The organism is Natronobacillus azotifigens, from assembly GCF_026805325.1.
Lineage (GTDB): Bacteria > Bacillota > Bacilli > Bacillales > Amphibacillaceae > Natronobacillus > Natronobacillus azotifigens.
In genome coordinates this window covers 214,770-229,979 of sequence record NZ_JAPRAT010000001.1, presented here as the reverse complement: position 1 = coordinate 229,979, position 15,210 = coordinate 214,770, and the positions used below count along the sequence as shown (strand labels likewise).

Sequence of the window (15,210 nt, the reverse complement as noted above, 5' to 3'; positions counted from 1 at the left end):
TATGATAAGACCTATATTACACGGACATATTTCTCATGTGCTGTAATGTAATATGTTTCTCCATTTGAATTCATTACTTGGTATTGATGTCCCTTACCTACGGAAATACGGTCAATTATTTTCGGAAAACCAACCCCTTTATTGATCGTATTAACGAGAGCTTTATCTTCCCACGAAGGAGTTGCATAATATCTTAGTTGGTCTACCTTACTTTCCACACGCCTCCCTATATACCAACGTTTGTTATTTCTTTGTCTACCGGTTGATTCCATTGATTGATACGGATGATTGATTAACTGACAAAATCCTTCGACAATGGCTTCGGCGTATGCTTTCCAATTATCCTTTAAGCGTTTTTGATCACCCTTAGTAGAATCAGCGAATCCATACTCAATAATAGTGGTAGCTACATTTCCTGTTTCTCGGTTCATAAAATAAAAATCGCGTTGACTATTATTTGGCAACGACCTCGTAAATATTCTCCTTACTGGCTGACCGGCGTTTTTTAAATGCCTTGCTAACATTTCAGCATGCTTTCCGTCATTGGTAATCGAATGAATAAACTCTGCCCCATCGCCACCTCCGGCATTTATATGATTGGAGTGACAAAAGCTTGCCCCACTTTCTCGTACACGTTTCGTTCGTTCTGTACTTGTAAGCGTTTGATCTCTAGTTCTTGTCATAGCAACAGGAACCCCCAAACACTGATATCGCTCATACTGATACAAAGAAATAGTCAAAACAAAATCTTTTTCAAGCCATTCTTGATTAGAACCTCCTCCGGGATCTCTTCCTCCATGCCCTGGATCAATAATAAGTATTGGTTTCAAAATAGCTCCTCCTCTCTTATAACATGATAAAAGACAGTAAACTATCCTAACCTGTCTTCATCGATATAATCGCAACATGAATTTCATTGCGTGTCTATAATAGAAGGATGTAGTCTTTAATGTAGTGGGTTTTTCGATTCTATCGCAAGCTTTAGTTTCTTTTGCATGTCTCCAATTCCTTGAGTTCCCAATAATGGATAGATTATTTCTTGATCCGTTAAGAAGAGTTGATCGATTACTTTTTTGTGTTTTTTTCCTGTTAATACAATAATTTGTTCATATTTAATGAGATCTTTTTCTTTCCATTGTTTCATTAATTGTTGATTAGTAATCACAGAAGGAGATCTTTTCATTCCAAATGTGAGATTATAGTTAGACGGTATTATCTCATATGGTAATTGAAACCCGTGTTTAGCAGACATAATTACCCATTGATCACAAAATAACGTTGCATATTGTTTGGTCAATCGATGTAAGACTCCAATATAAGCTTCATCTACTGTTACTCCTTGTTTTTGGGGATATTTATCCCAAATCTTCTTTTTACCACATGGAATAATAGCTAGCTGCATACGTTCAGCCCCTCTCTATCCTTATTATAACATGTATAGAAAGTGTCATAAATTTAGATATATTTTATAAGAAAATAGGAAGATAACGCTTTCGCTATTTTATTTTTTCCTTTATAGAAAAAATCAGAAAATTTTCACTAAACCTGTTGACCAATTTTAGAAATGATTGTATGATTGTCGACAACCAAATAATTAATTTTATTTTTTCTCATTCTTTTATTGTTTGAATTTTTCAAAAATTTTGTTTTCACTAAGAAATACTGTTCAAAAAAAGCTGTTGAAAATTGATTAAAAAAAGCTTTGGTCCTTTTACTGAACCCCTTGAACGTCCTCTTAGAAGAACAGGAACATAAGTTAAAGTTAGGAGCTGGCAACATGCGTAGTGACATGATAAAAAAAGGAATGGATCGAGCTCCCCACCGTAGTTTATTACACGCAACAGGGGTTAAAACAAGTGATTTAGGTAAGCCATTTATCGGTGTCTGTAACTCTTATGTCGATATTATCCCGGGTCACCGTCACTTAAATAAATTTGCAGAAGTAGTGAAAGAAGCTATTCGTGAAGCTGGTGGAATTCCATTTGAATTTAATACGATTGGTGTCGATGATGGAATCGCTATGGGACATATTGGAATGCGATACTCCCTACCTAGTCGTGAAATAATCGCTGATAGTGCAGAAACTGTAATTAACGCCCATTGGTTTGATGGGGTCTTCTATATTCCAAACTGTGACAAAATTACACCTGGGATGTTAATGGCATCGGTTCGAACGAATGTACCATCTGTATTTGTATCTGGTGGTCCCATGGAAGGTGGCATATCTCCGAGTGGTGAACACTTATCCTTAATGTCCATGTTTGAAGGTGTTGGAGCCGTTCACTCAGGAAAAATGACAGAAGCTGAATTAAAAGAGCTAGAGACTTTAGCTTGCCCAACATGTGGATCTTGTTCGGGAATGTTCACTGCTAACTCGATGAACTCATTAATGGAAATGTTAGGAATGACTGTTCCGGGTAATGGAACGATTGTTGCAACCTCTGATGAGCGACACGAATTGATCTATCAAGCTGCACATCATCTAATTGACTTAGTTAAAAAAGATATAAAACCTCGTGATATCATTACAAAAGATACTATTGATGACGCGTTTGCTTTAGACATGGCTATGGGTGGTTCAACGAATACCGTCCTTCATACATTAGCTATTGCAAATGAAGCTGGGATTGATTACGATCTTAAACGAATTAACGAAGTAGCAGAAAAGGTGCCTTACTTAGCAAAAATAAGTCCAGCGTCACAATATACGATGCATGATGTGCATCTTGCTGGTGGAGTAAGTGCTATCATCCGAGAGTTATGTAAATTAGAGGGCGTTATTCATAAAGATAGAATCACAATCACTGGAAAGTCAATTAGTGAAAATGTTAAAGATCACAAAATCTTAAACGAAGCCGTCATTCATCCACTCGATAACCCTTATAGTCCTGTTGGTGGCTTATCTATTTTACATGGTAACATCGCACCAAATGGAGGGGTAATTAAAGTAGGCGCAGTTGATCCTTCCATTAAGAAATTTGTTGGTAAAGCTGTCGTTTTTGAATCGCAAGACGAAGCTCAAGCAGGGATCAATGATGGAACCGTTAAATCCGGGGACGTTGTCGTTATTCGTTACGAAGGACCAAAAGGCGGACCGGGTATGCCGGAAATGCTTGCCCCTACTGCTGCAATTGCTGGTCGCGGATTAGATAAAGAAGTAGCGTTAATTACCGATGGTAGATTTTCTGGTGCGTCCCGTGGAATTTCCATTGGACACATCTCTCCAGAAGCTGCTGAAGGTGGACCAATTGCATTTGTAAATAATGGTGATGAGATTATCATAGACTTACCTTCACGAACCATTGAATTATCTGTAAGTGATGAAGAATTATCTAAACGGAAAGAACAATGGAAGAAGCCAGAACCGAAAATAAAAACTGGTTATTTAGCCAAGTACGCTAAATTAGTAACATCCGCTAACACTGGTGGAGTAATGGATTTCTAATTTCATAAAGAGAAAGCGATGATAAGAACAAAGGAATAAATCATTGTATTCACAGAGAGCCGGGGTTGCTGGAAGCCCGGAAATACAACTTATTCCGACATCGTCTTGGAGCGTTAAATTGAACGGTTTACACCTGATAGATTTAACCGGGTAAATTCACATTTACCCGTTATCAAAAGAAGCATTATGATCATAATGCTTCCTAAGGTTGTATTTAAGAAAATACAATGAATCAGGGTGGTACCGTGAAAAGAAAAGATCTTTTCTCCCTTGTAATTCTGCATTGGCGCAGTTTATTTGGAGAGAATTGGTCTTTTTCTTATTTTTTATTACAAAATACAAACAGCAACTACACTAAAAATTCACAATTATTCTATAGGAGGGATTAATGTGGTAAAGGCAAAAGCAGAACACCAGGACAACAACCCAACAATCTCACATGCACCAAAAACAGGAGCAGATCTGTTAATAGAAGCTTTAATTGATGCAAATGTCGACACGTTATTTGGTTATCCTGGAGGAGCCGTTTTACCGATTTTTGATGCGTTATATAAAAAGAAGAGTTCATTTAATCAAGTATTAGCTCGGCATGAACAAGGATCTATTCATGCAGCAGAAGGTTATGCAAGAGTTTCAGGTAAACCAGGTGTTGTTATTGCAACTTCTGGTCCTGGCGCTACCAATTTAGTAACAGGAATAGCCGATGCAATGATTGATTCTTTACCACTCGTTGTATTTACTGGTCAAGTTAATCAAGCAGTAATCGGTACCGATGCTTTCCAAGAAGCAGACATTATGGGAATTACAACACCAATTACAAAGCATAATTATCAAGTAAGATCAATTAGTGATCTACCACGCGTCATTAAAGAAGCTTTTCATATTGCAACAACCGGTCGTCCGGGGCCTGTTCTAATCGATATTCCAAAGGATCTTGCAGCAAATCCTTGTGCAGACAAATATGATGAAGCATTTTATTTACCAGGATATCAACCGACGATTAAACCAAATCCTTTGCAAGTTAAAAAATTGAAAGAAGCATTGGAAACTGCTCAAAAACCAGTAATTTTGACTGGCGCAGGTATTTTATTTAGTAAAGCTACGGAGGAAATTTTGAGTTTTGCAAAAACACACCAAATACCGGTTGCTTCTACTTTATTAGGTCTAGGTGCTTTTCCTGGGGAAGATGAATTATTTTTAGGAATGGCTGGTATGCATGGAACTTACGCTGCTAACCAAGCTTTATATGAAACAGATTTATTGATCAATATTGGCGCACGTTTTGATGATCGCCTGACCGGAAATTTAGACCATTTTGCTCCTTCTGCAATCGTCGCACATATTGATATTGATCCTGCAGAGATTGGGAAAAACATCACCACACATATTCCGATTGTTGGCGATGCTAAACTTGCTTTAAAAGAAATGTGTAAACAGATTAAAACAACACCTGATTTTAGTACCTGGCTCAGCCATGTGCAAGAAAACAAAGCGAATTACCCACTTTGGTATACGAAACCCGAGACAGATATGATTGGGCAATGGGCTATTGAACAAGTATTTAAAGAAACAAATGGAGATGCCATTATCACTACCGATGTCGGTCAACATCAAATGTGGACGGCACAATTTTATAAATTCAACAAACCAAACCGTTGGGTTACCTCTGGTGGCTTAGGGACGATGGGCTTTGGTTTTCCAGCAGCGATCGGTGCCCAATTAGCAGCACCTGAAGATATGGTAGTCGCAATCGTTGGTGATGGTGGGTTTCAAATGACTCTGCAAGAATTATCGATTTTGCAAGAACGTAACTTGCCAGTCAAAATTATCATCGTCAATAATGCAGCACTTGGTATGGTAAGGCAATGGCAGGAGAAATTCTATGAAAAACGCTATTCTGAATCTGTTTTCAGCATTCAGCCTGACTTTGTAAAATTAGCTGAAGCATATGAAATTAAAGGAGTTAAAATCGATACACAAGAAGAGCTATCAGAAAAACTCCCTGATTTACTTGCTTATGATGGACCTGTATTAATTGATTGCCGTGTGCTTCAACAAGAAAATGTATATCCGATGATTGCACCTGGTAAGGGACTTCACGAAATGATAGGAGTGAAACCATGAAGCGAATTATTACAGCAAAAGTAAGAAACAGAAGTGGTGTGCTAAACCGAATTACCGGTCTATTACAAAAACGTCAATTTAACATTGAGAGCATTTCTGTAGGCAGGACAGAAACAGAAGGAATTTCGAGAATGACATTTGTTGTAGAAGTTGAAGATTTTCAAAAATTAGAGCAGGTAACAAAACAATTGAATAAACAAATTGACGTATTAAAAGTTTCCGATATTACAGACAAAGCAATCGTTGCTCGGGAATTGGCCCTTATTAAAATCGTCAGCAATGGGCAACTCCGGGCAGAAATCCAAGGCATTATCGAACCGTTTCGTGCAACAGTCATTGATGTGAGTAAAGATACACTTTCTATTCAAGTAACTGGGAAATCAGAAAAGGTGGAAGCATTAATCGAATTATTACGACCATATGGAGTAAAAGACATTGCAAGAACAGGTGTGACTGCATTCATGCGGGGGCAACAACCTCAAGCCGGGCAAGAGCAAGCACCGTTCTCTTTACTTCATTAAGAAACAGGCAAAACAAAAGTTAAATGTACTTTACATTTACTATAAAACAAAAATTGAGAGGATTGATCACTATGACAAAAGTAGTTTATCACAATGACATTCAAGAAGAGGTATTAAAAGGAAAAAAAATCGCAATCATCGGATATGGTTCACAAGGTCACGCACATGCATTGAACTTAAAAGAAAGTGGTTTTGATGTAGTAGTTGGTCTTCGAAAAGGGAAATCATGGGATAAAGCAGTAGAAGATGGTGTTGAAGTTAAATCTGTTGCAGAAGCAACAAAAGCTGCTGAAGTAATAATGATTCTTCTTCCTGACGAGTACCAACCTGCTATCTATAATGAAAGTATCAAAGATAACTTAGAGGCTGGTAATGCGCTAGTCTTTGCTCATGGTTTTAATGTTCACTTTAATCAAATCGTACCGCCTGCTGATGTTGATGTATTCTTAGTTGCACCTAAAGGGCCAGGACACCTTGTTCGTCGTACTTTTGAAGAAGGTGCTGGAGTACCTGCATTGTATGGTATTTACCAAGATTATACTGGGAAAGCAAAAGAACTTGCTCTAGCATACGCAAAAGGTGTAGGTGCTGGTCGTGCTGGTATTCTAGAAACAACATTCCAAGAAGAAACAGAAACAGATTTATTCGGTGAGCAAGCTGTTCTATGTGGTGGAGCTACAAGTCTTGTAAAGGCAGGGTTCGAGACACTAACAGAAGCAGGATATCAACCGGAAGTTGCTTATTTTGAATGTCTACATGAATTGAAGCTAATCGTAGACTTGATGTATGAAGGTGGACTGGAAGGAATGCGTTACTCCATTTCTGACACAGCACAATGGGGAGATTTCGTTTCTGGACCACGAGTTGTGAACGAAGAAACAAAAGCTCGAATGAAAGATGTTTTAACAGATATTCAAACAGGGAAATTTGCGAAAGATTGGATTTTAGAAAATCAAGCAAACCGTCCACAATTTAATGCAATTAATAGAAATGAAAGTAACCATCCAATTGAGAAAGTAGGTAGAGAGCTTCGTGATTTAATGCCATTTGTTAAGCAAAAGGCAAACGCAAAGAAGGAAGTGGTCTCTGATGACTCAAATTAAGATTTTTGATACAACACTTCGTGATGGTGAGCAATCACCAGGAGTGAATTTGAACCAACTAGAAAAGCTAGAAATTGCTAAGCATTTAGAACGCTTGGGTGTAGATGTAATGGAAGCAGGATTTCCTGCTTCCTCCCAAGGGGATTTTGAGGCAGTAAAGAAGATTGCTGAAACCATTAAATCTTCAACAGTTGCCGCTCTAGCAAGAGCAAATAAACAGGATATTGATCGTGCTTGGGATGCCATTCAATATGCCCAAAAACCACGAATTCATGTTTTTATTGCCACCTCCCCTATTCATATGCAAGATAAATTAAAAAAAACACCAACAGAAGTTATCGATATTGCTGTAAACATGGTACGTTATGCTAAAACAAAATGTAACGATATCGAATGGTCTGCTGAGGATGCATCTCGTTCTGACTTGCAGTTTCTTGCTACCATTATTGAAAAAGTAATTGATGCTGGAGCAACCGTTATTAATCTTCCGGATACTGTTGGTTACACAACACCGAAAGAGTATGGGGAAATGTTTCGTTATATAAAAGAAAATGTACCAAACATCAATCAAGTTGATTTATCAACCCATTGCCACGATGATTTAGGGATGGCGCTAGCTAATTCTATTGCCGCTGTGCAAAATGGTGCTACTCAAGTAGAAGGAACGATTAATGGTATCGGAGAACGCGCTGGGAATGCCGCTTTAGAAGAACTAGCTGTAGCTTTTAAAATTCGAGAAGATTTTTACCCTTATTCAACTAATCTTGTCTTAAAAGAGATCAAGCGCACAAGTGATCTGATTAGCAAATTCACAGGTATGGTTGTACCTGGTAACAAAGCAATTGTCGGAAGAAATGCATTTGCACACGAATCTGGCATTCATCAAGATGGTGTTTTAAAAAACACACAGACTTATGAAATAATTACACCTGCATTAGTTGGGGTTCAGTCCAACAACCTTGTCTTAGGAAAACACTCCGGACGTCATGCCTTTAAAGATAAAATTGATCAATTAGGCTTCACGCTTACAGAAGAAAAATTAGCCGATGCATTTAAGGCATTTAAACAATTAACCGATCGCAAAAAAGAAGTAACGGATGATGATTTGTTTGTCATATTAATGGATATCCAAACAGATGTTAGTAATCGAAAACAATATCAGCTCCTCTCCTTCCAAGTTCAGTATGATAGTCGAAACTTACCGACTGCAACTGTTACCTTAAAAACTCCAGCCGGTGACGAGATCGAAACTGCACAAACTGGAAACGGAAGTGTAGAAGCTTTATATAATACAATTGAAGCACTTATTAGTGAACCTATTCAACTTACTGACTTCAATTTAAGTTCGATAGGAAAAGGAACAGATGCTCTAGCCGAAGTACATGTGAACATGAATGTAGACAATATTCCTGTCAGTGGACGTGGAACGGCCCAAGATGTATTAGAAGCTGCTGCTCATGCCTTTCTAAATGCTGTTAATCGTGTCTTTTTCACCCATTCATCGAGTCAAAAAAGCGAATAAAATGGAGGATATAATCATGCAGAAAAAAATTGTCCTTCTTCCAGGTGACGGAATCGGACCAGAAATAATGGATGCTGCTGTTGATATATTAGAAACAATTGCCAAAAAGTTTAACCATCAATTTATCTTCGATTATCAACTAATTGGCGGCGCAGCAATTGATCAATTGAACACCCCCCTCCCCCAGCAAACCATTAACTCTTGTGAAGTTGCTGATGCAGTTTTATTAGGAGCAGTTGGAGGGCCTAAATGGGACAATAATCCTTCTGATTTACGTCCAGAGCGTGGATTGTTAGGGATTCGAAAGGCGCTTGATCTTTATGCAAATCTAAGGCCAGTAAAAGGATTTAAACAATTACTTAGTGCCTCCCCATTAAAAGAAGAAATCATTCAGGGGAGTGACTTATTAATTGTTCGTGAGCTTACTGGCGGCCTTTATTTTGGGCAACCTAGTGAAAGAAATGCTGATCAATCCGCTGTGATCGATACCCTCGCCTATACGCGCAAAGAAATGGAACGGATCATTGATAAAGGATTTCAGAGTGCACAAATTCGAAACAAAAAACTCACTTCCGTAGATAAAGCTAACGTATTAGAATCTAGTAAGCTATGGAGAGAGATTGTTGAAGAAAAAAAGCAAATGTATCCTGATGTTGAAGTAGAACATGTGTTAGTGGATGCAGCTGCTATGAAACTCATAACAAATCCAAGTAGTTTCGATGTCATTGTAACAGAGAACATGTTTGGTGACATTTTAAGTGATGAAGCATCTGTTTTAACTGGTTCATTAGGTATGTTACCTTCTGCTAGTTTAGCAGAAAACGGAGTGGGCCTATATGAACCTGCACACGGTTCCGCACCTGATATCGCTGGTCTTGGTATTGCTAATCCCGTAGCTATGCTTTTATCAACTGCAATGATGTTACGTTATTCATTTGCACTTGAGGAAGAAGCAACAGTTATTGAAAAAGCCATAGAAGCGTGTATTGATAAGGGCTATTATACTGCTGATCTAGCTGTAAAATCGGGAGAAAAAGTTTCAACAAAAGAGATGACACAAGCGATTATTGCTTGTATAGAAGAATAATTAGCTTTAGTAGGAGGGATCTATGTCATGACAAAAGCCAAAACAATTATTGAGAAAATATGGGATAAGAATGTCGTACATCAAGAGGAAGGAAAACCAGGATTATTATACATTGACCTTCACCTTGTTCATGAAGTAACTTCTCCACAAGCTTTCGAAGGCCTAAGATTAAAAGGACGTAAGGTACGACAACCAAATCGTACCTTTGCTACAATGGATCACAATGTTCCAACTATTCATCAAAATATTGTAAAAGATGAAATTTCCAAACTACAGATGGATACATTGAAAAAAAATTGTGAAGAATTTGGAGTTCCGATTGCTGGCGTTGGTCACCCACATCAAGGGATTGTTCATGTTATTGGTCCAGAACTTGGACTGACACAGCCCGGTAAAACGATTGTATGTGGAGACAGTCACACATCAACTCATGGCGCATTTGGAGCATTGGCATTTGGGATTGGTACAAGTGAAGTCGAACATGTTCTAGCAACTCAAACTGTCTGGCAATCCAAGCCGAAAACATTAAATGTCAAAATTAATGGTAAATTAGGTGTTGGTGTAACCGCTAAAGACTTAATATTAGCAATTATCGGACAACAAGGAGTTGATTTTGGAACTGGTTATGTTATTGAATACACTGGTGAAGCAGTGCGCAACCTCTCCATGGAAGGACGCATGACAATTTGTAACATGTCAATAGAAGCAGGTGCGCGTGCGGGGTTAGTTAGTCCAGATGAAACTACAATTGAATACCTCCGAAATCGTCCCTATGCACCAAAAGGAGAGGAATTTGAGCAAGCTACAAAAGATTGGTTAAATTTAGCGACAGATGAAGGTGCAACATATGATCGAACCGTTGAGATTAATGCAGAGGAAATTGAACCTCAAGTTACTTGGGGAACCAATCCAAGCATGTGTGTACCCATTAATGCCAATATACCAAACCCAGATCAAGCAGATAATGAAAATGACAAAAATGAGATACAGCATGCATTAGATTATATGGGACTAACAGCATCTGTCCCAATCTCTTCTGTTACCATAGAACATGTATTTATAGGCTCTTGTACAAATTCTAGATTACAAGATCTTGAGCAAGCTGCTAGTGTAATCAAAGGAAGAAAAGTGCATCCTGATGTAACGGCAATTGTTGTACCTGGATCTCAAACGGTAAAATTAGAAGCTGAAAAATCAGGACTTGATCAACTATTTAAAGATGCAGGTTTTGAATGGCGTGAACCAGGCTGTAGTATGTGCCTTGCTATGAATGGAGATGCTGTCCCCCCTGGTGAGCGTTGTGCATCTACCTCTAATCGAAACTTTGAAGGACGTCAAGGCGCTGATTCTCGCACTCATCTTGTTAGTCCTGAAATGGCGGCTGCAGCTGCCATAGAAGGTCGATTTGTTGACGTTCGAACATTTGTCTAAAGATCTATTTCATAGAAGGAGGAAACAAGATGGAACCTATACGACAACACACAGGGCTTGTCTATCCACTAAATCGTGCGAACGTAGATACCGATCAAATTATCCCTAAGCAATTTTTGAAGCGAATCTCGCGACAAGGTTTTGGTAAATTTCTTTTTTATAACTGGAGATACGATGAAAACGAGGAACCAAGAAAAGATTTTTCATTAAATAATCCAAAATACCAAAGAGCAACGATTTTAGTTGCCGGAGAAAACTTCGGCTGTGGATCTTCTCGAGAACATGCTCCTTGGGCACTACAAGACTTCGGTTTCCGTATCATTATCGCTTCAAGTTTTGCGGATATTTTCTATAACAATTGTACGAAGAATGGTATCTTACCAGTTAAATTAACCGACCAGGAAGCTCAACAGTTAATTAAGAATGCAGAAGCTTCTGATTATGAATTAACTGTAGATTTAGAAGCAAAAAAAGTATATGATAGAGAAGGTTTCTCAGCCGATTTCGACCTTGCAGCCTACCAGCGTGAGATGCTATTAAATGGTTGGGATGATATATCTGTAACATTAACACACAGTGATAAAATCGATCAGTTTGAAAAAACACATGTAGTATACTAACTGATTATCTCAAATTCATACTTTATCGATTTAATAACGTTAGGGAGTTAAAAGCCCCTAACGTTATTTTTCATTTCTAATATTTTAGTGTTGATAAAAAAAATTCATAAACTGCTGTGTGTGATACTCCTTCCTTCTTTTCATTAAGGGTTGGAGCATTTTTCATTCATAGCCTAGAAGCGATCAGGTATTATGACGACGTTAGTGGCAATTTCCCCATCAATCTGAGCAAGATCAAACATCTTGATGAGGTTGCAGCTCTTTTTTTGGTCTTAACCTAAGCATAAGTACACAACTCCTTTCATACTCAACTTAGCCAAAAGCACGACATACGAATAACAGTACTTTACGATCCTCTATCTCATGTGAACATTATAAATCATTTACCACATAGTTTGTGTTAACTTAAAATATTGAAAGCATACATGTCTTGGTAAGCGTTTGAATCCTCCCATGTCTCCTCTCCTTCTACATGAATGACTATGGTTTCACTGATCCTAAATGATCAAGCTACAACGTATTTCTATCTGTATATGTTAACATCTCCATTATTAATCATGCCCCCGAGCTAAAATCCACAAGGAACTATTTAAACAAAAAAGTAACAAAAGGGATTTATTTCAAAAGTATGTAAGAAAATCTAACAAAATAGTTCACACCTATTGTAAACTTATATACACTAGGGTTGTAGGAAATTCTTACATGCATTTATTTTAAATTAATTGAATATTCTAAAATAAATGTCTATTTAATGAGTGCTTGTAAGAATGTTCTAAATGAGTTCAAAATGTGAGATTCATAGAACTCAATAAAAATTAAGGGGGATTTTTTAATGAAAGGTTCAAAAAAGGTTATGGGTTTTTTTGCTGGTATCTTCTTGGTAGTTGTCCTAGTGTTAACAGGCTGTACTTCTGATGATCCTGTTGTAGCTGATAATGGTAACAATGGAGATGACACCGAAGAAACAACCAATAATACAAGTAGCAACGGTTCCGAGGGAAGTACACTAGATACCATTCTAGATCGCGGTTACGTTATCGTAGGTGGAAATAATCAATTACCTGGATTTGGTTATCTAAACTCTGATGGTGAATATGAAGGTTTCGATGTGGATTTTGGTAGAACATTAGCAGCAGCACTGTTTGACGATCCTGAGGCAATTGAAATAAGACCTTTATCCGCACAGGAACGCTTTACGGCATTGCAAACAGGTGAAGTTGACGTTCTAATCCGAAACACTACTTGGACATTGGATCGTGATGTTGCCTTAGGTACGAACTTCACTCCAACAACTTTCTATGACGGCCAAGGAATTATGGTTCGCTCTGATAGCGGTATTACTAATCTTGAAGAACTAGAAGGTGCTAGAATTGGTGTGGAAACAGGTACCACAACCGAATCGAATCTAGCCGATCAATTCCGGAAATACGGTATTACTTATGAACAAGTATTATTTGATGATAGTGACTCTGTAGTGGAAGCTTATGAATCTGGTAGTATTGATGCTTGGACGACAGATAAATCTGGGTTAGTATCTCGTCAAGCTACTTTAGCAGATCCCGATGCACATACTATTCTTGTAGAAAGTTTATCAAAAGAACCACTTGGACCTACCGTACGACACGGTGATGATAATTGGTTTGATGTTGTAAAGTGGGTTACTCTAGCTACAATTGAAGCCGAAGAATTAGGAATTAATTCATCTAACTATGAAGACTTTTTAGATAGTGCTGATCCAGTTATTCGACGTTTTATGGGTCTTGAAGGAGAACTTGGTCAAATGTTAGGTATTGATGATGAATTCGCAGTACGTGTTATCAGACATGTGGGTAACTATGAAGAAATTTATAATCGTAATCTTGGACCAGATACCATCTTTAATTTAGAACGTGGTTTGAACGCTCTGTATACAGAAGGCGGAATCCTTTATTCTCCACCTTTCCGTTAAAAAACAAAATGGAACCTGCTTAGTTCAGTACATCTGAGCAGGTTCTTTCCTTTACTAAATAAGATGAGACTTCAATTAGTGTTGTTTTCATGTATTCCTCCACTAATAATTAGTCGCATCATTCGGGGTGCTAGCGTCAGCTACTTTCAACTAAACAACTTCTTTTCTTGTTGTTTTCAAGTGAGAGTCTTGCGAACGGTTGCTCCAAGATAAATACAATGAGGTGAAACATAATGTCTAAAAAAATTGGGGTATCCACACCGTTTTGGCGTGATAATCGAATTATTCCTATTTTATTTCAATTTGTCTTTGTATCTATTGTTGTTGCGCTAGGATGGTTCCTCATCAGTAACGCAATTGCAGGTCTAAATCGCTTAGGAATAAATTTTGGATTTCATTTTTTAAGGAGAACGGCTTCGTTTAATATCTCAGAAGCAATGATATCCTACGAACCTACCGATACGTATGCACGAGCTTTTCTCGTTGGGATTCTTAGTACAATAAGAATAGCTGTTATTGGTATTATTTTAACTACCATTCTAGGTGTATTTGTAGGGATTGCGCGCTTATCAAATAACTGGTTAGTTAAAAAATTATCTGGACTATATATCGAAATATTTCGTAATACACCATTACTTGTTCAAATTTTAATTTGGTATTTCGCAGTGATTTTACCATTACCACAAGTACAAGACAGTATTAGAATTGGTTCTTTTTACTTTAATAATCGAGGAGCTGCTATTCCATGGTTTACTGCACATGAAGGTACGATTATTTGGATAATAATTTTTGTGATTGGAATTGTCGGAGCTATTTTGATGTGGAAATATCAACTGACCCAACAAATGAAAGCAGGGAAAAGAAAATATCCATTTATTTGGTCGATTGGCACATTATTTGTGTTCATACTCCTTGCATTTATCGTTACACAATCTGGACCAGCTAATATTTCGACACCAGAACTCGGAACGTTTAATTTTTCTGGGGGTTTAAGAATATCACCTGAATTCGCAGCAATTCTCATTGGTCTGGTAATGTACACAGCAACCTATATAGCAGAGATTGTTCGAGCTGGTATTCAATCTGTATCAAAAGGGCAAACGGAAGCATCGAAAGCTTTAGGAATTAAAAACTCCACCATGATGCGCTTGGTTATTTTACCACAAGCAGTTCGAATTATCATTCCACCTGTAACAAGCCAATATTTGAATCTAACAAAAAATTCAAGTTTAGCGATTGCTGTTGGTTATCAGGAATTAGTTAGTGTAGGTGGAACAGCAATGAATCAATCTGGTCATTCTGTTGAAATAATCCTGATTATGATCTTTGTCTATTCAACGATCAGTTTAACTACCTCACTGTTCATGAATATATTTAACAAACGCAGTCAGATTGTGGAGAGGTGATAA

At 37.7% G+C, this 15,210-nt stretch carries 12 protein-coding genes; 10 read left to right on the top strand and 2 right to left on the bottom strand.

Going from position 1 to position 15,210, the window contains the following annotated elements; translation table 11 throughout:
- Positions 1 to 11 precede the first annotated feature (11 nt).
- Both OWO01_RS00990 and OWO01_RS00985 read right to left on the bottom strand, forming a co-directional pair.
- Positions 12 to 830: an N-acetylmuramoyl-L-alanine amidase family protein gene (locus tag OWO01_RS00990; RefSeq protein ID WP_268778545.1), complete on the bottom strand. Its 819-nt coding sequence runs from the start codon at positions 828 to 830 to the stop codon at positions 12 to 14.
- A gap of 116 nt (positions 831 to 946) precedes the next feature.
- Positions 947 to 1,402, bottom strand: a complete 456-nt coding sequence (locus OWO01_RS00985) for a DUF6884 domain-containing protein (protein ID WP_268778544.1) — start codon at positions 1,400 to 1,402, stop codon at positions 947 to 949.
- A gap of 375 nt (positions 1,403 to 1,777) precedes the next feature.
- Between OWO01_RS00985 and ilvD the strand changes: the two genes are divergently transcribed.
- From ilvD to OWO01_RS00935, 10 genes are all read left to right on the top strand, one after another.
- Positions 1,778 to 3,445 carry a dihydroxy-acid dehydratase gene (gene ilvD, locus OWO01_RS00980; protein ID WP_268778543.1) on the top strand — a complete coding sequence of 556 codons (1,668 nt, stop codon included), beginning with the start codon at positions 1,778 to 1,780 and terminating at the stop codon, positions 3,443 to 3,445.
- 390 nt (positions 3,446 to 3,835) lie between these two features.
- A complete protein-coding gene (gene ilvB, locus OWO01_RS00975) occupies positions 3,836 to 5,569 on the top strand; it encodes a biosynthetic-type acetolactate synthase large subunit (protein WP_268778542.1) in 1,734 nt (577 codons plus the stop codon).
- Positions 5,566 to 6,090 carry an acetolactate synthase small subunit gene (ilvN, locus tag OWO01_RS00970; RefSeq protein WP_268778541.1) on the top strand — a complete coding sequence of 175 codons (525 nt, stop codon included), beginning with the start codon at positions 5,566 to 5,568 and terminating at the stop codon, positions 6,088 to 6,090. The genes ilvB and ilvN overlap by 4 nt, the downstream gene beginning before the upstream one ends.
- 71 nt (positions 6,091 to 6,161) lie before the next feature.
- Positions 6,162 to 7,193 carry a ketol-acid reductoisomerase gene (ilvC, locus tag OWO01_RS00965; RefSeq protein ID WP_268778540.1) on the top strand — a complete coding sequence of 344 codons (1,032 nt, stop codon included), beginning with the start codon at positions 6,162 to 6,164 and terminating at the stop codon, positions 7,191 to 7,193.
- A complete protein-coding gene (locus OWO01_RS00960; RefSeq protein WP_268778539.1) occupies positions 7,180 to 8,715 on the top strand; it encodes a 2-isopropylmalate synthase in 1,536 nt (511 codons plus the stop codon). Before ilvC ends, OWO01_RS00960 begins: the two co-directional genes overlap by 14 nt.
- A 16-nt stretch (positions 8,716 to 8,731) precedes the next feature.
- The gene (leuB, locus tag OWO01_RS00955; protein WP_268778538.1) at positions 8,732 to 9,802 is read left to right on the top strand and encodes a 3-isopropylmalate dehydrogenase; all 1,071 of its coding nucleotides are present in this window, start codon (positions 8,732 to 8,734) and stop codon (positions 9,800 to 9,802) included.
- A gap of 27 nt (positions 9,803 to 9,829) precedes the next feature.
- On the top strand, positions 9,830 to 11,233 hold the full coding sequence (leuC, locus tag OWO01_RS00950; RefSeq protein ID WP_268778537.1) for a 3-isopropylmalate dehydratase large subunit: 1,404 nt from the start codon (positions 9,830 to 9,832) through the stop codon (positions 11,231 to 11,233).
- 29 nt (positions 11,234 to 11,262) lie between these two features.
- Positions 11,263 to 11,853, top strand: coding sequence for a 3-isopropylmalate dehydratase small subunit (gene leuD, locus OWO01_RS00945; RefSeq protein ID WP_268778536.1), 591 nt, complete (start codon positions 11,263 to 11,265; stop codon positions 11,851 to 11,853).
- 832 nt (positions 11,854 to 12,685) lie between these two features.
- Positions 12,686 to 13,801, top strand: a complete 1,116-nt coding sequence (locus tag OWO01_RS00940) for an amino acid ABC transporter substrate-binding protein (protein WP_268778535.1) — start codon at positions 12,686 to 12,688, stop codon at positions 13,799 to 13,801.
- A gap of 233 nt (positions 13,802 to 14,034) precedes the next feature.
- Positions 14,035 to 15,207: an amino acid ABC transporter permease gene (locus OWO01_RS00935; protein ID WP_268778534.1), complete on the top strand. Its 1,173-nt coding sequence runs from the start codon at positions 14,035 to 14,037 to the stop codon at positions 15,205 to 15,207.
- Positions 15,208 to 15,210: the final 3 nt, after the last annotated feature.

Coding starts and splice junctions, on each gene's coding strand:
- OWO01_RS00985 (WP_268778544.1), bottom strand. CDS start 1,402: ATGCAGCTAGCTATTATTCCATGTGGTAAAAAGAAGATTTGGGATAAA.
- ilvD (WP_268778543.1), top strand. CDS start 1,778: ATGCGTAGTGACATGATAAAAAAAGGAATGGATCGAGCTCCCCACCGT.
- ilvN (WP_268778541.1), top strand. CDS start 5,566: ATGAAGCGAATTATTACAGCAAAAGTAAGAAACAGAAGTGGTGTGCTA.
- ilvC (WP_268778540.1), top strand. CDS start 6,162: ATGACAAAAGTAGTTTATCACAATGACATTCAAGAAGAGGTATTAAAA.
- OWO01_RS00960 (WP_268778539.1), top strand. CDS start 7,180: ATGACTCAAATTAAGATTTTTGATACAACACTTCGTGATGGTGAGCAA.
- leuB (WP_268778538.1), top strand. CDS start 8,732: ATGCAGAAAAAAATTGTCCTTCTTCCAGGTGACGGAATCGGACCAGAA.
- leuC (WP_268778537.1), top strand. CDS start 9,830: ATGACAAAAGCCAAAACAATTATTGAGAAAATATGGGATAAGAATGTC.
- leuD (WP_268778536.1), top strand. CDS start 11,263: ATGGAACCTATACGACAACACACAGGGCTTGTCTATCCACTAAATCGT.
- OWO01_RS00940 (WP_268778535.1), top strand. CDS start 12,686: ATGAAAGGTTCAAAAAAGGTTATGGGTTTTTTTGCTGGTATCTTCTTG.
- OWO01_RS00935 (WP_268778534.1), top strand. CDS start 14,035: ATGTCTAAAAAAATTGGGGTATCCACACCGTTTTGGCGTGATAATCGA.